General features: G+C 43.1%; 22 protein-coding genes and 1 tRNA gene. 10 read left to right on the forward strand and 13 right to left on the reverse strand.

Annotated features, from left to right (window positions below):
* Positions 1-16 precede the first annotated feature (16 nt).
* Positions 17-631: a TetR/AcrR family transcriptional regulator gene (locus ABIC84_RS03975; RefSeq protein WP_429262733.1), complete on the reverse strand. Its 615-nt coding sequence runs from the start codon at positions 629-631 to the stop codon at positions 17-19.
* A 207-nt stretch (positions 632-838) separates the two neighbouring features.
* On the opposite strand from ABIC84_RS03975, the gene ABIC84_RS03980 reads away from it, so the two are divergent.
* From ABIC84_RS03980 to ABIC84_RS04000, 5 genes are all read left to right on the forward strand, one after another.
* Positions 839-1,774 carry an alpha/beta fold hydrolase gene (locus ABIC84_RS03980; protein WP_426587883.1) on the forward strand — a complete coding sequence of 312 codons (936 nt, stop codon included), beginning with the start codon at positions 839-841 and terminating at the stop codon, positions 1,772-1,774.
* A 38-nt stretch (positions 1,775-1,812) separates the two neighbouring features.
* Positions 1,813-2,667 carry an alpha/beta fold hydrolase gene (locus ABIC84_RS03985; protein ID WP_426587885.1) on the forward strand — a complete coding sequence of 285 codons (855 nt, stop codon included), beginning with the start codon at positions 1,813-1,815 and terminating at the stop codon, positions 2,665-2,667.
* 22 nt (positions 2,668-2,689) lie between these two features.
* The gene (locus tag ABIC84_RS03990; RefSeq protein WP_426587887.1) at positions 2,690-3,370 is read left to right on the forward strand and encodes a metal-dependent hydrolase; all 681 of its coding nucleotides are present in this window, start codon (positions 2,690-2,692) and stop codon (positions 3,368-3,370) included.
* Between the two features lie 185 nt (positions 3,371-3,555).
* On the forward strand, positions 3,556-4,107 hold the full coding sequence (locus ABIC84_RS03995) for a Crp/Fnr family transcriptional regulator (protein WP_429262734.1): 552 nt from the start codon (positions 3,556-3,558) through the stop codon (positions 4,105-4,107).
* 80 nt (positions 4,108-4,187) lie between these two features.
* Positions 4,188-4,997, forward strand: a complete 810-nt coding sequence (locus ABIC84_RS04000; RefSeq protein WP_426587891.1) for an alpha/beta fold hydrolase — start codon at positions 4,188-4,190, stop codon at positions 4,995-4,997.
* A 137-nt stretch (positions 4,998-5,134) separates the two neighbouring features.
* Here ABIC84_RS04000 and ABIC84_RS04005 read toward each other — a convergent pair whose 3' ends face one another.
* The 3 genes from ABIC84_RS04005 to ABIC84_RS04015 all read right to left on the reverse strand — a co-directional run bounded on the left by ABIC84_RS04005 (position 5,135) and on the right by ABIC84_RS04015 (position 7,206).
* Positions 5,135-5,560, reverse strand: coding sequence for a hypothetical protein (locus ABIC84_RS04005; RefSeq protein WP_429262735.1), 426 nt, complete (start codon positions 5,558-5,560; stop codon positions 5,135-5,137).
* On the reverse strand, positions 5,523-6,818 hold the full coding sequence (locus tag ABIC84_RS04010) for a site-specific integrase (protein ID WP_429262736.1): 1,296 nt from the start codon (positions 6,816-6,818) through the stop codon (positions 5,523-5,525). Before ABIC84_RS04010 ends, ABIC84_RS04005 begins: the two co-directional genes overlap by 38 nt.
* A gap of 314 nt (positions 6,819-7,132) precedes the next feature.
* Positions 7,133-7,206, reverse strand: a tRNA-Ile gene (locus ABIC84_RS04015).
* 65 nt (positions 7,207-7,271) lie between these two features.
* On the opposite strand from ABIC84_RS04015, the gene ABIC84_RS04020 reads away from it, so the two are divergent.
* Positions 7,272-7,904 carry an HAD family hydrolase gene (locus ABIC84_RS04020; protein WP_426588009.1) on the forward strand — a complete coding sequence of 211 codons (633 nt, stop codon included), beginning with the start codon at positions 7,272-7,274 and terminating at the stop codon, positions 7,902-7,904.
* 33 nt (positions 7,905-7,937) lie between these two features.
* Here the strand turns inward: ABIC84_RS04020 and ABIC84_RS04025 are convergent, their stop codons facing one another.
* Positions 7,938-9,140, reverse strand: a complete 1,203-nt coding sequence (locus ABIC84_RS04025; protein WP_426588011.1) for a proline dehydrogenase family protein — start codon at positions 9,138-9,140, stop codon at positions 7,938-7,940.
* A gap of 58 nt (positions 9,141-9,198) precedes the next feature.
* On the opposite strand from ABIC84_RS04025, the gene ABIC84_RS04030 reads away from it, so the two are divergent.
* From ABIC84_RS04030 to ABIC84_RS04040, 3 genes are read left to right on the forward strand one after another with little or no spacing between them, the layout of a single operon-like run.
* On the forward strand, positions 9,199-9,405 hold the full coding sequence (locus tag ABIC84_RS04030) for an RNA-binding S4 domain-containing protein (RefSeq protein WP_090525828.1): 207 nt from the start codon (positions 9,199-9,201) through the stop codon (positions 9,403-9,405).
* Between the two features lie 2 nt (positions 9,406-9,407).
* Positions 9,408-10,466, forward strand: a complete 1,059-nt coding sequence (gene aroB, locus ABIC84_RS04035) for a 3-dehydroquinate synthase (protein WP_426588013.1) — start codon at positions 9,408-9,410, stop codon at positions 10,464-10,466.
* Between the two features lies 1 nt (position 10,467).
* Positions 10,468-11,394: a sterol desaturase family protein gene (locus ABIC84_RS04040; protein WP_429262737.1), complete on the forward strand. Its 927-nt coding sequence runs from the start codon at positions 10,468-10,470 to the stop codon at positions 11,392-11,394.
* Between the two features lie 36 nt (positions 11,395-11,430).
* Here ABIC84_RS04040 and bioB read toward each other — a convergent pair whose 3' ends face one another.
* The 5 genes from bioB to ribD all read right to left on the reverse strand — a co-directional run bounded on the left by bioB (position 11,431) and on the right by ribD (position 16,656).
* Positions 11,431-12,438, reverse strand: coding sequence for a biotin synthase BioB (gene bioB, locus ABIC84_RS04045; protein ID WP_426588017.1), 1,008 nt, complete (start codon positions 12,436-12,438; stop codon positions 11,431-11,433).
* 218 nt (positions 12,439-12,656) lie between these two features.
* Complete coding sequence (gene mgtE, locus ABIC84_RS04050; protein ID WP_426588019.1) at positions 12,657-14,009, reverse strand: magnesium transporter; 1,353 nt, start codon at positions 14,007-14,009, stop codon at positions 12,657-12,659.
* A gap of 88 nt (positions 14,010-14,097) precedes the next feature.
* Positions 14,098-14,712 carry an IMPACT family protein gene (locus tag ABIC84_RS04055; RefSeq protein ID WP_429262738.1) on the reverse strand — a complete coding sequence of 205 codons (615 nt, stop codon included), beginning with the start codon at positions 14,710-14,712 and terminating at the stop codon, positions 14,098-14,100.
* Between the two features lie 9 nt (positions 14,713-14,721).
* Positions 14,722-15,600, reverse strand: a complete 879-nt coding sequence (locus ABIC84_RS04060; RefSeq protein ID WP_429262739.1) for an EamA family transporter — start codon at positions 15,598-15,600, stop codon at positions 14,722-14,724.
* On the reverse strand, positions 15,601-16,656 hold the full coding sequence (gene ribD, locus ABIC84_RS04065; RefSeq protein ID WP_429262740.1) for a bifunctional diaminohydroxyphosphoribosylaminopyrimidine deaminase/5-amino-6-(5-phosphoribosylamino)uracil reductase RibD: 1,056 nt from the start codon (positions 16,654-16,656) through the stop codon (positions 15,601-15,603).
* Between the two features lie 33 nt (positions 16,657-16,689).
* Between ribD and prmC the strand changes: the two genes are divergently transcribed.
* Positions 16,690-17,553 carry a peptide chain release factor N(5)-glutamine methyltransferase gene (prmC, locus tag ABIC84_RS04070; protein WP_429262741.1) on the forward strand — a complete coding sequence of 288 codons (864 nt, stop codon included), beginning with the start codon at positions 16,690-16,692 and terminating at the stop codon, positions 17,551-17,553.
* A 2-nt stretch (positions 17,554-17,555) separates the two neighbouring features.
* On the opposite strand, the gene ABIC84_RS04075 is transcribed toward prmC, so the two are convergent.
* From ABIC84_RS04075 to ABIC84_RS04085, 3 genes are all read right to left on the reverse strand, one after another.
* Positions 17,556-18,665 (reverse strand): hypothetical protein, encoded by a 1,110-nt coding sequence (locus tag ABIC84_RS04075; RefSeq protein WP_429262742.1) that lies wholly within the window; start codon positions 18,663-18,665, stop codon positions 17,556-17,558.
* Positions 18,665-19,300 carry an ABC transporter ATP-binding protein gene (locus ABIC84_RS04080; protein ID WP_426588031.1) on the reverse strand — a complete coding sequence of 212 codons (636 nt, stop codon included), beginning with the start codon at positions 19,298-19,300 and terminating at the stop codon, positions 18,665-18,667. The genes ABIC84_RS04075 and ABIC84_RS04080 overlap by 1 nt, the downstream gene beginning before the upstream one ends.
* A gap of 114 nt (positions 19,301-19,414) precedes the next feature.
* Positions 19,415-20,404, reverse strand: a complete 990-nt coding sequence (locus ABIC84_RS04085; protein WP_429262743.1) for a D-alanine--D-alanine ligase — start codon at positions 20,402-20,404, stop codon at positions 19,415-19,417.
* Positions 20,405-20,549 lie beyond the last annotated feature (145 nt).

Consider the following 20,549-nt stretch of genomic DNA (forward strand, 5'->3'; position numbering starts at 1 on the left):
TTTTTCATATTAGATGTTAATTTTTGCTCACCCACGCAATGATCTCAATTGATTGTTCGTTGATCTCGCGTTTCAAAATGTTGACGAGCATTTTCATTTGTCTAATATCCTGCGATACCCTGGCCACCAGGATGCCCCCCTCAACCATGGCATAGGCTTTCATAGCAAATTCCTTATAATCCCAATCCGGATTAAAAACACCCGTCCTCACTCCTTCAGCAAGAAGATCGACCATATTTTGCTGAACCGTGCATATGGTATTATATACTTTGTTTCGGATAACCGGGTTGGTATCATCCGCCTCCATTCCGAAATTCATCATGGGGCAGCCGCCTTGTACCGGCGGGTTGAGGGGATCACTCAGGTAATCCAGCATACCGCAGAATTTAGCTTTGGGACCTTCGAACTTTTCAGCTTCAGCAGAGACTTTGTTGATGAATTCATTCAAGTTCCAATCAACCGCACAATAAGTCAGGTCTTCTTTATTTTCAAAATGGACGTACAAGCTTCCTTTGGCCATTTGAGTGGCTTCCATGATATCACTTACAGCTGTTGCGGCAACTCCCTTGGTATTAAAAAGCGGAGCTGTCTTCTCAATAATGTACTGCCTGGTCTTTTCTGATTTGTTCATAGTTTGTCTTAATTGTATTGACAAAAATACAATGAACATTCGTTCATTTTTGTCAATACAACGTAAACATACACTAGCGCACTTTAAAATGAACAATCGTTCATTCTATATTTGTCCCGTCATTATGGCTGTAATAAATTAAACAATTATTAATTCAATCTCAAGGGACCGCGTCTGATCAACCGGTCCGGCATTAAGATCAATAAAATGGACAGAAAAGATTTTTTAAAATTAGGCTCAATCGCAACTGCCGGTTTCGCCTTGTTGCCTAAAGGCAACTTACTCGCTTCCGCAGCAACCGGCGTGGCGGCAAAAACAGCATCTACAGCGTACGTCACGGTAGATGGTGTGAAATTCGCATACCGAAGGTTCGGAAGAAAAACAGGTATACCAATGGTCTTTACCAATTACCTGACCGGTACTATGGATAACTGGGACCCAATCGTCATGGACGGACTGGCAAGAGACCGTGAAGTGATCATCTTTGATAATAGAGGTGTTGCCGCTTCAGGCGGTAAAACGCCCGACACCATTGGCGCAATGGCCAAAGATGCTGCCGCATTCATCGATGCTTTGGGGTTGAAAAAAATCGACCTTTTCGGATTTTCGATAGGCGGCATGGTTGCCCAGCAACTTACTTTGGACCATCCCGAACTTATCCGTAAACTGATCCTTGTTGGGACAGGACCGCGAGGCGGCGAAAGAATGACAGATTATTCGCCCCAGGTGTGGGCGTTGTTCAAAAAGCAATATCCCCATGCCGATGAACTATTGCTGGACACCTTCTTTACGCCTACAGCAAAAAGCCAGAAAGCAGGATGGGCATATTTAACACGGATCCGTGCACGGGTTGGCAAAGAACCGGCATTGACAGATAGTGTTGTCCCTGCTCAACTGGCTGCTATTTTTGGTTGGGGCAAACTTCAGGAAAACAGCTTTGATTACCTGAAAGACATCAAACAGCCGATTCTGGTCGTTCACGGAGACCAGGACATCATTTGCCCGACCATTAATTCAGTTACGCTGAAAGAACACCTGCCAAATGCATCACTTATTATTTACCCTGATGCAAACCATGCCCCCCATTATCAATATCCCGAATTGTTCCTTAATCAAATTGGTCAATTCTTAGATGAAGCTTAAACAGTAATCGATTTTCAACATCTTAAATACAAAATAAAATGAGTTCATATACCACTTTAACCGTCCCTACACAGTTTGCGGATGTGAGAGGCACTAAATTTGCTTACCGTCGTTTTGGTAAGCCTGGCAAATTGCCTTTAGTTTTATTCCAATATTTCACCGGCACCATGGACAACTGGGACCCAGCCGTGCTGGACCCATTATCCCAGGAGCGAGAGATCATCATTTTTGATAACCGAGGCATAGCCGGTTCAGGGGGTGAACCGCCACATACCATCGCCGAGATCGCCAATGACGCGCAAGATTTTATTGCAACGCTCGGTCTGGACAAGATAGACATCCTGGGTTTTTCAATGGGTAGTTTTGTTGCGCAGCAAGTTGTTCTGGATCAACCAGATTTAGTGAACCGTGTTATTTTGGTCGGTTCAGGTCCAAGAGGCGGTGAAGGACTGGAAACCTTCAGCCCTGAAGTTTGGGCTCTGTTTGACAAACCTTATGATCAACCGGATGAATTATTGCTGGACACTTTCTTTGCGCCGACAGAAAGCAGCCAGGCAGCGGGCTGGGCTTATTTAGAGCGTACCAGGTCCCGCAAAGAGGGCCGCGATGCCGCATTAAGTGACTTGGTCGTACCATCTCAATTAGCAGCGATCTCTCAATGGGGTAAAAAAAGAGCGAGATCTTTTGAGTATCTTAAAGAGATCAAACATCCGGTGTTGCTGGTAAACGGCAAGGGCGATGTTATATTCCCGACGGTTAACGCTTACACCCTTCAACAGGAACTGCCCAATGCGCAACTGATCCTTTATCCGGATTCGAGCCATGGGAGCCAGTTCCAGTTCCACGAGAACTTTGTCTGCCAGGTCCGCCTGTTCCTGAACGGAACTATCTAAGAGATCATTTTTTTCTGACAATATGAAAATTACCTATTATGGCCATTCCTGCTTCACAGTGGTTGCGGGAGGCAAAACACTTTTGTTCGACCCGTTCATTACCGGCAATGAGCTTGCTAAAGACATTGATACTGAAAGGATAGCGGCAGATTACATTCTGGTATCACATGGCCATTTTGATTATATGCTTGACGCGGTGAGTATCGCGAAACGCACAGGTGCCAAGATCATCGGTGCATGGGAATTATACGATCATTTCACTAAACAGGGAATAGAGAACGCTCACCCCCTTAATCCAGGTGGACAGTTTGCATTTAACTTCGGTACGGTAAAGTCTGTTACAGCACAGCATTCCAGCAGTTTCTCCGGCGGATCTTACGCCGGTGCAACTGCTGGGTTTATTGTGAAAACCACTGAAGGTAATTTTTATTATAGCGGCGATACGGCTTTAACGCTCGATATGACGCTGGTCCCAAAATGGGCAGAACTTGATTTCGCGGTCTTTCCGATAGGCGAGAATCTGACGATGGGAACCGACGATGCGATTGAGGCGGCCAATATGGTAGGCGTCGGCCAGGTAATCGGGGTCCATTACGACACTTTTGGTTTTATACAGATCGATAAGACGGCCAGTGCTGAAAAGTTTGCCCGGGCAGGCATCAAACTGCACTTACCGGAGATCGGTGAAACCTTTGTGTTGTAATGATTTGTTTTGATGGCAGGGGCGGGTGATCTGCCCCTGTTCTTTTATTAATTCGCTATTACTAGACAAATAATGGGGAAACGGTCAGAAGCACTTAAAGAATAACAGGAAATATAGAAGAAAAGTTAAAGCGGTTAGAAGAAATCACCAGGCAGATCTCCGGGATGCCTGCTGAGGACTTTGCCTTGTCAAAAAAATTCTGGCAGGAAAAGAACTACAAAAAAGGAGAGTTTTACAATGAATATAAAAATGTTTGCAAGTATTTCGGTTTTGTGATCAGCGGCGTTTTCCGGATCTATAAATACCATGAACCTACTGGAACGGAACGCAACGTACTGTTTTTTACCAATAACCAGTTCATGAGTTCTTTTAAGAGTTTCCTGACTCAAACGAGTTGTGAGTATTATACGGAGGCCATGTCCAATTCGGAGACGCTTTATATTCATTATGACCATTTACATCACTTGTATGATATCTCGCCTGCATGGGAGCGATTCGGACGTATCTATGCCGAATCTTCGCTGAATGAGCTTATGACCAATACAGAGGGATTTCTATTCAGAACACCCGAGGACCGTTATCTGGAGATGCTAAAGCTGCATCCCGATATCATGCAAAGCGTCCCCCTGTATCATGTCGCCTCTTATCTGGGTATTGAAGGCCCGTCCCTGAGCCGCATCCGCAAACGAATGATGCACCCGGCGTCCGGAAAAGAAAAGACACCAGCCCTGAAGTGACGATTTTAACCCGGGTTAAAATTTCCGGATTTTTTCATCCATAGTTTTGGCATGTCTGTACAATCAGGCAATTAATAAAGATGAAAAAGCTAATATTTCCACTACTGTTCTTAGTCTTCCTTACAGTAGCGCTCTCCGGCTGTTCAAAAGATAATAATGTGCAGGCAAAATCGTCAACTTTTGTTCTGGTCCATGGTGCATGGCAAGCTCCCTATGTCTGGGATAATGTAAAAGCGGCACTGGAAAAAAATGGCGACCATGCCATTGTTATAGAACTTTCCGGCCATGGCGCCGATCAGACTGCTCCACAGACGTTGAGTATTGATGTCTACAGAGACAAAGTGATCGATGCGATCAATAAAGTGGATGGAAAAGTCGTACTCGTTGGACACAGCCTTGGCGGCGTGATCATATCAGCAGTAGCTGAAAAAGTGCCCTCCAAGATCCAAAAACTCGTTTATATCGGTGCTTATTTACCGGCCAGCGGTCAATCGCTCCTGGACCTGGCTAACACCGATGCAGACGCACTTTTGGGCCCCTCACTCAGGCCATCAGCAGACCAGTTAACCCTGGATGTGGTCCATGAAAACATTACCAACATCTTCATCCAGGACGGCACCGATGCGATCAAAAACCTGGTATTGAAGAACTTTCGTGTGGAACCATCCATTCCATTCACTAACAAAGTGGTATTAACTGTCGCTAATTACGGGTCAATTGATAAGGTTTACATTAAAACCTTGCAAGATCACGTGATCTCACTTTCCCTGCAAAACCGCATGATCGCAGCTGCAGACATCAAAACAACTTATCAGTTAAATACAAGCCATTCCCCTTTTTTGTCCAAGCCGGATTCTGTCAGTATTCTGCTGACAAAAATTGGTCATTGATCAGTTGCACTTGCCTGACATCGGTACATTGGACCGGTGTCGGGCTTATAGCTTATTATTACGCAGATAATTACTTTTACCCGCGTATCGGTCTATCAATGGGCATGTTTGTGGCGCCAAGGAGGTCTAAGCTCTAGTTAAACCATAGCTGCTACCAATTCCACTATATCGGCCTTGATATGCTGGTAATTGAGCAATATTTCATTAGTTCCCATCTGACGGACATTGGCTATCGACTGGTATTTGTATTCTTCCGCCTGGATCGCTTCATGATTATTTTGTATCTGGCAATGAAAGGTTTTAAGTTCTATTTTCTTGGCGGGGTCATCGGCAACCATACCAACGAATTCACCCGAAGACAGGCCGGCAATTTTAGAGGCGGGAATGGCATAATCCAATTGCGTTGAACGGCTGACAGAGGTATCACTGCTATTAATGGATACACTTTCTTTAACCTGGTTGATCTTGCCGAACCGTTCGGCCAATTGCTTGGCGGTATCGCCGGTAACCTGCCCGCAAATAATATTACCAACGATGTTCATAATGACTTCTGCCTTTAACATTCGATTTTCTAGCCGCCGGACGTTTGGGTTCCGGTTTCAATTTTTCCTTCAGCACGCTCATATCCTCGCTGATCTTTTTGAGCAGCACACGGGCATAGATCTGCGTTGTGGCGATCTTGGTATGTCCCATCATCTTGCTGACCGTTTCAATAGGGACGTTATTGGCTAAAGTGATCGTTGTGGCAAACGTGTGGCGGGCCACACCAAAGGTGAGGGTCTTTTTGATGCCTAAGATCTTAGCGACCTCTTTAAGGTGCATATTAACCTTCTGATTGGTGAGGGTTGGAAAGATCCTGCCGTGGTAAACTGCCCTGGGATCGTCTTCATACTTCTTCATCAGGGCAAGTGCCGGTGCCAGCAAAGGGATATTGGTTGCTTCATTGCTTTTTTGCCGGAACAACTTCAGCCATTTCCCACCGTCTTCGCCGTCGACCACATTGCGTTCCGTCAGATTCATCAGGTCGACGAACGAAAGGCCGGTATAACAGGCATATACAAAAAGGTCGCGGATCATGACGAGCGACTCGGAAGCGAACTCATGCTCCTGAATGAGTTTCAGTTCTGAATTGGAAAGGAAAGCGGTCTCTACCTTCTTATACCGGAACTTGTAATTTTTGAATGGGTCTTTATTGATCCATTGCAGCTTGAAAGCCAGCGTGGTCATTTTGCGGAGACGGATCAAATGTTTCATCACACCATTGTTGTTGATCGGCTGAGGGTGGTCAGCAGGCTTGTGATTGCGCAGATACGTTTCAAAATCGACGATAAATTTGTAATCGATCTCATGAATGCGGATATCGGTGGTCTTGCGTTTCTCTTTCAGGAACTTTTCCAGGTAGCGCCGGGTCACTGCGTAGTGCTTGAGGGTGCTCCAGGTCAATGCCGCAGAAGCGACCTCATAATGATAATCCATCAGCCTGCTGAGCGAGTAGGTTTCCTCAGTTACTTCGCCGAGAAAGCAGGCTTTAAGTAAAGCCGGGGTGATCTCTTTTCCGGCGATCTGCAATTGCCGGTAGTAGGTGGTAATCGTGAATTTGACCTGCTCCAGGTAGGTGTTGGATTCTTTGGCTTCCGGCAGCCTGACCTTGACACAGCCGCGCCCTTTGTCCCAGCTTTCAACGTTCACGTAATGCGGCAGGGCGATGATTACTTTTTCTTTGTTAATGGTGATCGAGGCGTAAACCTTGGTTTTACCATCTTCTTTTTCTCTTCCTTTCTTGATGCTGAAATGCACGCCAAACGACTGCGATGTTTTCATTTTTGTAACAGTTTGTTTATGAATAAATGATTAATTACATCCTGAAACCGTCATTTTCAGGCCGCTTTTGTCCGCCGGATTGCGATTTTTACCAGTCTTTTTGAGTGCATTTGAGTCCTTATTTCAAGAACTTAAATACCTGTATCACAATCTTTTACGTCATAAAAACGGACAAATCTAAAAAACGATTTTTGTCCGCCGGATTGTCCACCAAAACGGTGCATTCGAAAGGATTGAAAGGGATTGGAATAAAATAAAAAACCCTGTAAATCAACGATTTACAGGGTTTTTAAACTGGCGGTTTCGCCATTTCGTGCGCCCACCTGGGCTCGAACCAGGGACCAAAAGATTATGAGTCTTCTACTCTAACCGACTGAGCTATAGGCGCGGTTATTTTGTTTTTGTTTGCGGGTGCAATTTTACATATTTGCCGCCATATCTCAAACTCTTTTTATGGAAAATATTAAAAATATCATCTTCGATTATGGTAACGTTATTTTCAGTATCGACTTTCTCCGCGTTCAACAATCATGGAATCAGTTAGGTATAAGCAATCCCGAAACGTTTTTTGGCCACAAAACCCAGGATGAAATTTTTGATAAATTTGATCGCGGCGAAGTTACAGCAGCACAATTCAGGGATTACGTAAGGGAAAAAACCAACGACTCTTCTATTACAGATGATCAGATTGATGCTGCCTGGAACAGTATTCTGGTCGGAATTGCGGAAGGGAATCACGAATTACTGTTGAAGTTGAAAGACAAATACCGTACTTTTTTGCTCAGCAATATTAACGCTATCCATTATGATTATATCATGAACTATCTTAAAACCGAATTCGGATTTGAAGGTAACGATCACCTGTTCGAAAAAACATATTATTCGCACCTTACGGGTAAGCGCAAGCCAGAGCCTGCCATTTTTGAACAGGTACTTAAGGAAAATAATTTAAAACCCCAAGAAACCTTATTTATTGACGATAGTCCGCAGCATTTGGAGGCCGCAAAAAAGTTGGGCATCCAGACCTTTCTAATGACGGCTCCGGATACTATACAGTTCTTTGCAAAAAGGGAGCATTTAATTTAATAAATGCCCCCTTTTGTATGGTGGTTTTATAAGTTAAGCGCTTCGACGCTTTCTTTCTTTTGTAATTAAGCTTAGCTCGCGGCTCATTTGCCCGGCTATTGCCGTATTTTCCTGTGCCCGGCGAAATAAATATGGCAGTACAGCCTTTACCGGTCCATAGGGCACATATTTGGCTACATTATAATCGGCATGAGCGAGGTTAAAGCTTAAGTTATCACTCATGCCAAGCAATTGCGAAAAATAAACATGCGGATGTTTATGATCGATGCCTTTATTATCCAGCAACTCGGCCAGCAAACGGCAGCTTTCTTCATTATGCGTACCTGCAATAAAAGCTATTTCATTGATATGACTGGTGCAATAGTCAAGCGCCGAATCGTAATCAAGATCAGTAGATTTTTTATCGGGTTGAATCGGCGATGAGTAGCCCTTTTCTTCGGCACGTTTACGTTCCTTTTCCATGTATGCACCGCGCACTATTTTCGCTCCCAATATAAAGCCTTCGCTTTGGGCAATAGTATGATCGTTTAACATCGAGGCCAGTTTATCATGCCTGTACATTTGATAGGTATTATATACTATCGGCTTTTGCTTGTTAAACTGTGTCATCATGGTAAGCGCCAAAAGATCAATAGTATCCTGGATCCAGCTTTCTTCAGCATCTATCATTACAGGTACATTGTTTTTAAAGGCCTTATCGCAGATACCTAGCACGCGGTTTTGTACCCTTCTCCACTCCTCTTCTTCAGTATCGTTCAATTTAATACGGGCATCAATTTTTTCAAGCAGACCAAAGCGGCCTACACCAGTTACTTTAAATACGGTAAGGGGGATCGCTTTATCTTTCGCGGCACGCTCAATGGTACGGATAATCTCATCACGGGTATTATCAAATACGGTTTCTTCGTCCTCTCCCTCTACCGAATAATCCAGGATAGTACCTACCCTGCCGCTGTAAAGATTTTTGATAGTATTATCACATTCGGCAATGGTTTCACCGCCGCAAAAATGTTTAAATATGGTAGCTTTGATAATATTCTTTATCGGCAAACCAATCTTCATGGCAAAATTGGTAACCGGTGGGCCTATCTTTACCAAAAAGTTAACATTGATCATCCTGAACAGCCAGTAGGCCCGGTTAAGATCGGCATTGGATGAATGGCGAAAAGCTATTTCTGTATTTTCGAACGAGGGCGTATTTCGTCCTTGATTATTGTTAGTTTCAAAAGAGGTCATCCGCAAAATTATAAAATGATAACTCATAATTGCATGAATAGTTTATTTTTGCCATCCCATGATCGAATTTAAGTTAGAAGGGGACTTTATCCCAATGATCCAGCTACTCAAGGCTGCGAACTTAGTGCAAACCGGCGGCGAGGCGCAAATAGTTGTAACTGAAGGCCTCGTGAAGTATAACGGTGTAGTTGACTACAGAAAACGCCTCAAAGTAAAAAGAGGCGACACGGTAGAGTTCGATGGAAATAAAATTATAGTCATATAATAATGAACACTATTTTAAGCGATAATTACTCGGTTTATTTCGATAATAGCCTTGATGAATTAGTTGATTTTGTTAAAAAAGGCAACTATTCAAAATTCTTTATTTTAACTGACGAAAATACAGGCGAACACTGCCTTCCGTTACTTACCAGCAAACTTACAGATTTTAATAATTACGACTTGATCGAGGTTTCGTCGGGCGAGGAAAGCAAAAACATTGATTTTTGTGTGGGCGTTTGGAAAATGCTGATTGATTTTGGTGCCGATCGTAAAAGCCTTATGATCAACTTAGGTGGTGGTGTTATTACAGACATGGGGGGCTTTGCAGCTTCTACCTATAAAAGAGGGATAGATTTTGTACAGGTACCCACTACCCTGCTTTCACAGGTTGATGCCTCTGTGGGCGGCAAAACAGGTATCGATGTTGATGGCATAAAAAATATTATCGGAACATTTACTATGCCTAAAGCTGTGTTTATAGCGCACGAGTTTTTACAAAGCCTTCCGCCTCGCCAGATCCTCTCAGGCTTGGCCGAAATGCTTAAACATGGTTTAATTGTCGATGCCAATTATTGGAATCAACTTAAAAACAGCGACCTGAAAAATCCTTCGGTTGAATTGGTTCATCGCTCTGTAGAAATCAAGAATGAAATCACCATCGAGGATCCGCACGAAAAAGGTATCCGCAAAGCTTTAAACTTTGGGCACACTATCGGCCACGCTGTCGAAACATATTCATTATTGCATGACGAGGACAGCCTTTCGCACGGTGAAGCAGTAGCTATCGGCATGATCTGCGAATCATACCTCGCCCACAAAAAAACAGGGTTGCGTTCAGAAGAACTTCATGAAATTGTAAAGGTATTGACCGACCTTTATCCCAGGTATACCATCAACGAAGATAGCTTTGATGAACTGCTGCTGAATATGAAAAAGGACAAAAAGAACGTTGGTGACGAAATTAATTGCACCCTGTTAACACATATAGGTAAGTTTAGTATTGATAATGTGTGCACTGCCCACGAACTTTGTGAAAGTTTAAGATATTACATTAACTTGTAACATGCTTCAGCATTTAGATCCGCGAAATCAGGCGGCCCTTGTTTTAATGGGCTTATTGGTTGTTTTAACGCTTGTTGAAATGGCTTTGAGCTATTGGGAAGATCGCAAATACTATGAAACCCGCGATACACTAACCAATATTTATCTTACATCGCTGGCTGTTGTTACTAATCTCTGCGTTAAGGTATTTACCTTTTTTATACTTGATTATACCTACCAGCATTACAGGCTTTTTCAAATTCAGAATATTTTTTGGTATTGGTTTGTGTTGGTTGTTGTACAGGACTTTTTATATTGGGTGCTGCATTATACCGGGCATTACTGCCGTATGTTTTGGGCCATGCACGTTACCCATCACTCATCCGAACATTTCAATTTCACAACCGGCTTCAGATCCACGGTTTTTGAACCGCTTTACCGGGTATTCTTTTACCTCCCGCTGGCTTTAATGGGCTTTACCGCTTTAGATATCCTGTACGCATACCTTATTACCCAGCTTTATGGCAATCTGGTGCATACTCAATACAAAATTCCCTTGCCAAAATGGTATGGGTGGATTTTTGTAACACCCGCGCATCACCGTGTTCACCATGCTTCAAACATCCCTTATCTTGACAAAAATATGGGAATGGTGCTTATCATCTGGGATAGGCTATTCGGCACTTTTCGTGATGAAGATTTGCCCGAGCCCGTTAAATATGGCTTAACCAAACAACCTGAAGACATGGGCCCGGTTAATGTATTATTCCACGAGTGGAAAGCATTACTACAGGATGCCAGGAATGCCCCCAATCTTAAATCAAAGATCGGTTATTTCATAAATCCACCGGGTTGGAGCCATGACGGTAGTACTCAAACTGCACGCGTACTGCAACGCGAATATGCGGCAATGGAAGACGCGCATAAAAAACACGAAACAGCCGCTTAACAATATTATATTTGGATGCGGCACTTTTATGCCGCACTAACCTGCAACTTCAACTTCTTCTTTATTAACTTCATTAGGCCGGCCATTTTTGAAAGCTTTGCGCGGCGATAAACCAAGCAATTCAAACATAGCCATATCGGTATCAAATGATGGGTTTGGCGTGGTAAGCAGTTTTTCGCCGGCAAAAATTGAATTAGCTCCTGCCATAAAACAGAAAGCCTGCTCAACCGTACTCATCTCTGTACGCCCGGCAGATAAACGGACTACGGTTTTAGGCATAATGATCCTTGTTGTAGCCACCATCCTAACCATGTCCCAAACAGAAACACGGGGCTGATCAGCTAACGGAGTTCCTGCTACCGGAACTAAAGCGTTAATAGGCACTGATTCCGGGTGTTTGGGCAGGTTCGACAATGTTTTGAGCATGGATACCCTGTCCTCCACCGTTTCACCCAGGCCAATGATGCCGCCGCTGCATACGGTGATCTTAGCTTTGCGCACATGCTCTAGCGTTTTAAGGCGCTCATCATAGGTACGGGTGGTGATGATCCGTTTGTAATCTTCTTCGGATGTATCAAGGTTATGATTATAGGCATACAAACCCGCATCTGCCAAACGTAGTGCCTGGCTTTCGGTAAGCATGCCAAGGGTACAGCACACTTCCATATCAAGGCTGTTCACCGCTTTAACCATATCAATTACCTTATCAAAATCGCGGTTATCACGAACCTCGCGCCAGGCCGCCCCCATACACAAACGTGATGCACCTCCGGCTTTTGCCTTTTCGGCAGCAGCAATTACTTCATCTTTCGGCATTATGGCATGTACATTTACACCCGTATTATAACGGGCAGCCTGCGGGCAGTAAGCACAATCTTCAGAACATCCGCCTGTTTTTATCGAGATCAAAGAACTGATTTGCACTTCTGCATAATCTTTATTCTCGCGGTGGATTGTAGCGGCCTTGTATACAAGATCAAGCAATGGTGTATGGTATATTTCGGCTATTTCTTCTTTAGTCCAGTTATGTCTAACTTCTGTCATCAGTTTCAGATTAAATTCGTCCCAACAATGTTATTAAGTTATTGTAAACACGCAAATATTCAAAGATTATTTATAAATATAACATTTTGTCGGCCCTCAAAAAGAAACTTACTATATAACAAGGTTTTAAATATTTGTCAGCTTAGTGCTTCCGGGGTTCGTAACTACGCTATCTCCTTATGAGTTGCTGTGGGGACAGGCGTAACCGGCGGGATATATTACTTCAACAAAAGCTTGGTAGCCAACCAAAGCGGTAATAAAAACCCAATACAATCGGTAAAAGTAGTGATGATGATGGATGATGCTACCGCGGGGTCAATCCCTACCCTTTTCAATATCAACGGGATGGAAGCGCCTGTTAAGCCTGCTATGATCAGGTTGCCTGTCATGGCTAAGAACAATACCAGGCCAAGCAGCGGGTTGGCATCGTAAAAGAACGCCACTATAAACACGATGAGCCCATTGGCCGCGCCGTTAATCAGGCCTACTAAAAACTCTTTTAATACGGTGTTATAAGCTTGTTTGTCGGAAAGATCGCTTAACGAAATACGCCTTACAGTTACCGCCAATGCCTGTGTGGCGGCATTGCCACCCATACCTGCAATAATGGTCATATAAGCCGAGATAATGGAAAGCTTGGCAACTGTCGAATCAAATGTCCGGATAATGGATGCAGCAAGGAACGCGGTACCGAGGTTGATCACTAACCACGGCAAGCGGCTTTTTACAGCCTCCACCCAGTTACCGCTCAATTCCTCATCTTCTGATACACCGGAGATCTTCAAAATGTCCTCGGTGTTTTCTTCCTCCATTACGTCGATGATGTCATCTACTGTAACGCGGCCAAGCAGTTTCATATCGTCATCAACAACCGGGATACTGGTAAGGTTGTATTGCTTGATCAGGCGGGCTACCTCTTCCTGGTCAAGCTCGGCTTTTACGTAAACAAAATCGGTAGTTACCAGATCGCTGACACGGGCATCGGCGCGGGCTTTGATAACTGTTTTAATAGAGAGGATGCCTTTCAGTATGTCGTTATTATCAACCACACAAATGGTGTAAAACTCCTCCATCTCCTCGGATTGCCGGATGATCTCGTCCAGCGCGTCCTTTTTATCCAGGTTAATGTTTACCTTGATAATTTCAGAGTTCATCAAACCGCCGGCAGTATCCTCGGCATAGGTCATCAGCGCCCGGATGCTGCTGGCATCTTCATGGTCAAGATCCTCTAAAATCTCCTGCTGGTCTTCCTCATCAAGCTGGGATATGATATCGGTAGCATCGTCATAATCCAGCTCTTCAACTATCTCTGTACGTTTTTCGGGATCAAGGTTTACAAGCAGTTCGGCAGGGCCGTGCTCTTCGTCCATTTCGGATAAAACTTCCGAAGCAACATCAGCCGGGAGGATATTGATGATCCTTTCTTTTTCTTCCTGCTGAAGTTTTTCAAATAGTATAGCAATCTCCGAAGCGTGATATTCCTTCAGAACATTCTCTAACTCAGCATCATCGGCTTCGAGCGCAGTTTTAATGCGGAGCAGGTCGGTTTTATCTAAATCAAAAGATTGCATACCCGACTAAATTAAGACAATTACGTCACAATTAAGGAATTAAATCGGCACAAAAACAGTGCCCGAAGCAGATAAAGTAATGGAATAGTTAGATGCTGTGGTTGTATTTGGCCAATGCACCGCTTACCTTGTTTAATTTAAAAAGTGCCTGCTCAACCTGCGTTTTACGAATAGAAAGCTGGATGCTGCAGTCGTTGTCAAATAGCTGATCAAGTATAATAAGGTTCTCTTCCTTAATAATACGCATCACATCATTCATCTGCAGATAGTTAAACGATACGGTATAGACATCATTGACCGTTTTTGAAATGATAACCGCCTGATTTAATGCTTCTTCAGTTGCGGCTTTGTAAGCGTTGATTAAACCGGGAACACCTAACAAAGTACCGCCAAAATACCGAACAACTACAACCAGAATGTTGGTGAGGTCTTTTGACAGAAGTGTATTTAAGATTGGCCTGCCGGCGGTACCCGAAGGTTCCCCATCATCATTAATCCTAAATACCGAGCGATCGATAGTTAAACGCATTGCCCAGCAATGATGATTAGCCTTCGGATGTTCGGATTTTAATTGGGCAACAATAGCCTTGATATCGTTTTCAGAATTTACAGGAAAAGCATAGGCCAGGAATTTGCTGCCGCGGTCGCGAAAAATACCTTCAGCAGGGTTTTCTATCGTTTTATAAGTATCGTCAAAAAGCATTCAGAAATATTACAGGTGCAGGAAACTCAATGTTTGCGGGAAATAAATAATAACAATCGCCAGTACGGCTACGGCAATGCCAATTTTGTTAATCAGGCTCAATTTCTCTTTAAATACAAATATGCCAACCAATGCACCAACTAAAATAACACCTATGTTTACTGACGAAAATACTGCCGAAGGACTATTGGCCAGCGCCTGATGTGCTTTTAAATAAAACAGGATATTACCAAAATTAGCTATCCCCAATACCCAGCCTATGAGGATATGCGGCAATGAAAATTTCATTTTTTTAGTGGATACCTGGTAAATCAAACCCGCAAGGGTTAATATAAAAGCAATAATGAAGATCACAAAAATAGCTGTGGTAAAAGGCACATTACTAACCTTGGTAAGCTGTTTTAGCAATACATCAATTACGCCAAACCCCATGAAAACAATTAACAGGTAAATCCATGAGCCCTTTTCAACTTTGCTACCTGCCGATTTTTGCCAGGGTATAGAGCAAATGATAGCAATGAAGGCCAGTATAATGCCAATTGCTTTAATTGTACCAGTGGCTTCGCCAAATAAAACAAATGCAGCCAGTATGGGGATAAACAAGGATAAGCGTTGGGCTACGTCTGTACGAACAATACCGGCCTTGCGCACCGACGTTGCCATGATTACAAATATAGCGGGAAACAGGATGCCCAGAGCCACGTAATTATAAACAGGCCCGTTTTGGATAATGCTCAGCTGTGGTTTAAAAAAGAACCAGGTGAGCAGAATAGCCATAGAGTAATTCCAGGTAATGGCCTGGTAGACGTCCACGTGGTAGCGTTTTGCCAGTTTCAGCAAAATGGAAACGATAACACTACAGCAAATACTTAAAAAAACGAACAGCATTTATATAACCGGCTTATTGTATAACAATTGGAGGCGATCGGCGCCTACAGGATATTCATCGGCAAGTATACCTGTTATTTGCGGTGCTTTTATACCTTTCCCTAAAACTTTATTACCGGTAAATATCCTGGCTTCGTCCCAAAGTCCGGCTTCAATAAATGATTCAAGTGTTTTAGCGCCGCCTTCAATAATAACAGATTGGATATCCTGAAGGTATAATTGGTACAAAATGTATTGCGGCACAAAGCGTTCAAAATCTTCAAGTGCTATATACCTGTTTTTACCGTCAACATCAAACTTAACCTCGTTAAATATCAACGTTTCGGCAGACTGATCAAATACCTTCAATTCTTTATTTAATTCCAGCCTTCGATCTATCACTACACGTTTGGGTGATGGCCCATCCCAGTAACGGGTATTTAATTGCGGATTATCGCTAAATACCGTGTTTTTGCCGACCAGTATGGCATCCTCTTCGCTACGCCACTTGTGTACAAGCTTGCGCGATTCGGGACCGGTGATCCAGAACTGGCCGCCATCTGCCGGGGCAAAAAAGCCATTCTGTGTTTGTGCCCATTTCAGAATAATGTACGGTCTGTGCTTTTGTACTTTGGTAAAAAAGCGGCGATTGAGCCATTGGCATTCCTGTTCCAGCACACCGGTAATTACTTCAATGCCGGCGGCCTGCAATTTTTCAATACCCTTGCCATCAACCTGCGCAAAAGGATCGCGGCAGCCTACTACTACTTTAGAAATTTGGTGTTTGATGATCAGATCGGCGCAGGGAGGTGTTTTACCATAATGCGCGCAAGGCTCCAACGAAACATATATTACCGAATTTTTGAGCAACTCGGCATGGTTATCATACTTTTGCATAACCTGTGCAATGGCATTAACTTCGGCATGGGCCTGGCCATATTTCTGGTGATAGCCCTCTCCTATTATTTTGCCATCGTGAACTACAACCGCGCCAACCACAGGGTTCGGGCTAACGTATCCTGCACCCAATTGAGCAAGCTCCAAACAGCGGCGCATATATTTTTCATGTTCAAGCATGGTGCAAAAGTAGCTTTTATGTTACTTTGTTGCATGATTACGATTAAGGATGTTTTTGAAGATTACAGGCGGCAGATAAATGGCATTTATGATACTAATGAAACCGAAGCTATTACGCTGTTCGTTATTGCCGAAGTGACCGGTTTATCAAGGGCATCTGTTAAGGCATTCCCCGAAAGAGCGTTAACTGCTGAACAGTCGGAACGGGCGAAAAACATCCTTGCCGAACTAAAAACAGGCAAACCCATTCAATACATTTTTGGTATCACCGAGTTTTTTGGCTTGCTATTTAAAGTAAACCCATGTGTGCTGATTCCGCGCCCGGAAACTGAGGAACTGGTGGAATGGATTTTAGAAGGCGAAAGGTTAAAGGCGAAAGGTGAAAGGTTTTCTGTGCTGGATATAGGTACCGGTAGCGGGTGTATCGCCATCAGCTTGAAAAAGAATTTGGCAAATGCGGATGTTTCTGCGATAGATATATCCGAAGGAGCTTTGGAAATCGCCAAGGAAAATGCTTTATTAAATGAAGTTGAGGTTAGTTTTATTCTGGCTGATATTTTAAATATTGAGCATGATAAAGAAGAGGCTCAATATAATATCATTGTAAGCAACCCTCCTTATGTTACGCTTGATGATAAAAAGCAGATGCATAGTAATGTTACAGATTTTGAGCCACATACTGCTTTGTTTGTACCAGAACATGATCCGCTGATATTTTACCGGGCCATAGCCGATTTTTCACTTAGTAATTTGATTGCCGGCGGTCTGCTTTTTTTCGAGATCAATGAAAATTTAGGTAATGAAACTGTTGAGCTATTAGCCGGTAACGGATTTAAAAACATTGAGTTAAGAAAAGATATGAGCGGCAGGGACAGAATGATTAAAGCACAGTTTTAAAGCTACAGCTTATCGCTTACCTCTCCTTCAAATTTGTAATAATTATTATAGAACAGCAGGTAGGCTAAACTTAAGTTTAACGGTATAAGTATCCAAAGCAGTTTGAACATAATGATCCAAAACAATACAATAAATAACCCCAGGATCCATTGCAGGTACTTATCCATATTAAGGCCAAACCAGTAAAGCAGGCAATGAAACAGCATCACGGTGCTTAAGCCAACAAACAGCAGTTCAATAGCCATTAGCAAGTTAAACCTGCTGAACAGCCAGATACTTTCGGGGATGAGGAGAATGAAATAGACGCCTATAAAATTTAGAAATAGCTGTGGCCTGCTATAAGGCAAATTGCGGGAAAAGCAAAGGCCGTTCTCTTCAAATTTCCTTTCCTCAAATATCAATACAATATGTGCCGTTATAACAGCAAGGATTGCTATACCGGCAACACGGACATCAGTTTTAACATCAGCAAACACGTAAAACACCCCGGTGATGATAAGCCAGGAAAGCGCCTTGGTAATGAGGTATGGAACCTTGCGCTTATCTAACAGGTGGTAAACGTAAAGGCTGAAATAAGGTTTACGCCATTTGCTGCTTAGTTTTAATAATATAGATTGATCATTGCCATCAACAAGTCCGTTAATTTGCTTTGTATAAATAACTGCACTTAAATAAGTTAAGGCGATTAAATACAGTAAAATGCAAACTGGAAATAAATAATACTGATTGGAAAAACCCACCCCCACAGCGATGAGTGCGTACAATATTACCGGCGATAATATAGCAGCCTGTACCCAAAACCAGCTTATTATTTGTTTCCCTTTGTTCAGGGCATTGCTGCTATAAAATAAAAAATGTTGACTGGGGGCAAAGATTTGCCCGGATACGTAATGCCAGCTTTTAACGGCATAAATAAACCAGCTTATAAACACCAGGATCATTACAACCGAACTGCTGTCCATAGCCAGCATCAGTGCTTTGTGATAGCCTATTAAATACTGGGGAGGCACTACGCCAACCATTGCCAAAAATATAAATAGCAAAATCCCGGCATGCACCCGGAAAAAACCGTTTGCAAAAATCTTTAACAATACAATGGTTAGCGATTTCATCAGCTGATAAACTTTAAAGTTTGATCTTCGACGAGAAGTTCACCTGATACAGGTAATGAGCCATCTTCAAGTATCTGGTGCGATGACAGTAAAAAGCCGGTTCCCTCCTGCTCATACCTTTCCCTTATCCAACTATTTAATGTTGCTAACGACGCCATATCAATGGTGATCAAAGGTTCATCGAGCAGGATCAATTTGGGCTTGCCCAAAAAGGCAAGTAACAGGGAAAGCTTTTTCATCATGCCACTGCTGTAAGTGCCAACCCGGCGGTCTATGAAGCTTTGCATGCCCATGCTTTTAATATACTGCTCCTCCTGTCGCGCCGGCGCGCTTTTAGCAGCGATAAACAGGGCGATCATTTCTGAACCTGTTAAAAAATCGGGAAATACGGGTTCGGCCTCGGCAAAGTTTACCAGCTTTCGGTAAGCCACCGGTTGCTTTTTTATGCTGATACGTTCTTCAAGCATGATGTCGCCATCAAATGCCAATATGCCGGCGATGGATTTTAATAGAGTGCTTTTACCCGATCCGTTTATTCCTTTTATCCAATAAATGCCGGTTTCAAGGTTAAGATTTTCAATTTTTAAAGCAGGATAATTACCGTATGATTTTGTGAAATTTTGAAACTGCAGCATCGTTGGTTTTTGACGGTAGAATGATCTTGTTGTTACACTAAAAGAGACGCTTGTAACGCGTCTCTGAAAGTAATTATCTAAATAAATCCAAAATCGAAATCCCCAATTCCGAAATTATAACGTGGCTCCTTCGATCAGCGCACTGTAAAACTCGCCTACATCCATACCTGCCGCACGTACCTGTTGCGGAATCAAACTAGCGGCAGACTGGCCTGGTGTGGTGTTGATCTCAATAAAATAAAAATCATTACTGCCTTCAAGCAAAATAAAGTCGATCCTAGCCATGCCGCGGCAGTTGAGGCGGGTATACACCTCGGTAACTATGCCAGCAATTTCTTTAACCTTTTCAGCCGAAAGGTCGGCGGGAGTTATTTCTTGTGTTACACCAGAAGTATATTTCGCCTCGTAATCAAAAAAATCTTTTGAGGTTATAATTTCTGTAGCAGGCAATACCTTTATTTTACCGTGCAGGCGTGCTATACCAATACTGAACTCGCGGCCTTTAATAAATTCTTCTACTAACACCTGGGCATCTTCCAGAAATGCCCTGTTCAATGCTTCTGGCAGGCCGGCTATGTTTTGAACCTTGCTCATACCCACGCTGCTGCCACCATTATTAGGTTTAACAAACAACGGAAATTTCAAATTAGCTGCTATGGTGGCAACGTCATGCACATCGCGCTCAAATAAACGCATGGAATGTGCAGTATGCAAGCCATGGATCCCGTTCACGATAGCTTTGGTATAAGCCTTGTTCATGGTAATGGCCGATGTCGTAGCGTCGCAGGTATTATAAGGAATGCCAAGCATATCAAAATAGCCCTGCAGCTTTCCATCCTCGCCGGGAGTGCCATGAATGGTGATGAAAGCAAAGTCGAACTTTATTTTTTCCTGGTTAAGAGTAATGGTAAAATCATTTTTGTCAACATCAACTGTTGCGTCGTCTGCTTCAAAAAACCACCTGTCGCGGGTAATTAATATAGTATAAACCTTATAGTTGCTGTTTGACGCCAGGTTAGCCGCAATATTTTTTGCGCTGTTAAGAGATACTTCATATTCGCCGGTAAAACCTCCGGCCAAAAGGGCAATATTTTTAAGACTCATTTTATTTCGGATTTCGGATGTTCGATTTCGAATTTATTTCCAGGAGCAACGAAAGCGACCTGATTTCGAAGTCGAAATTAGAATAAATATCATTGCAAATAATACTAAAGTTTAAATTTTGAGTTTAAAACTCCCGAAATTCTGC

This window comes from Mucilaginibacter sp. 3215 (assembly GCF_050433785.1).
Taxonomy (GTDB): domain Bacteria; phylum Bacteroidota; class Bacteroidia; order Sphingobacteriales; family Sphingobacteriaceae; genus Mucilaginibacter.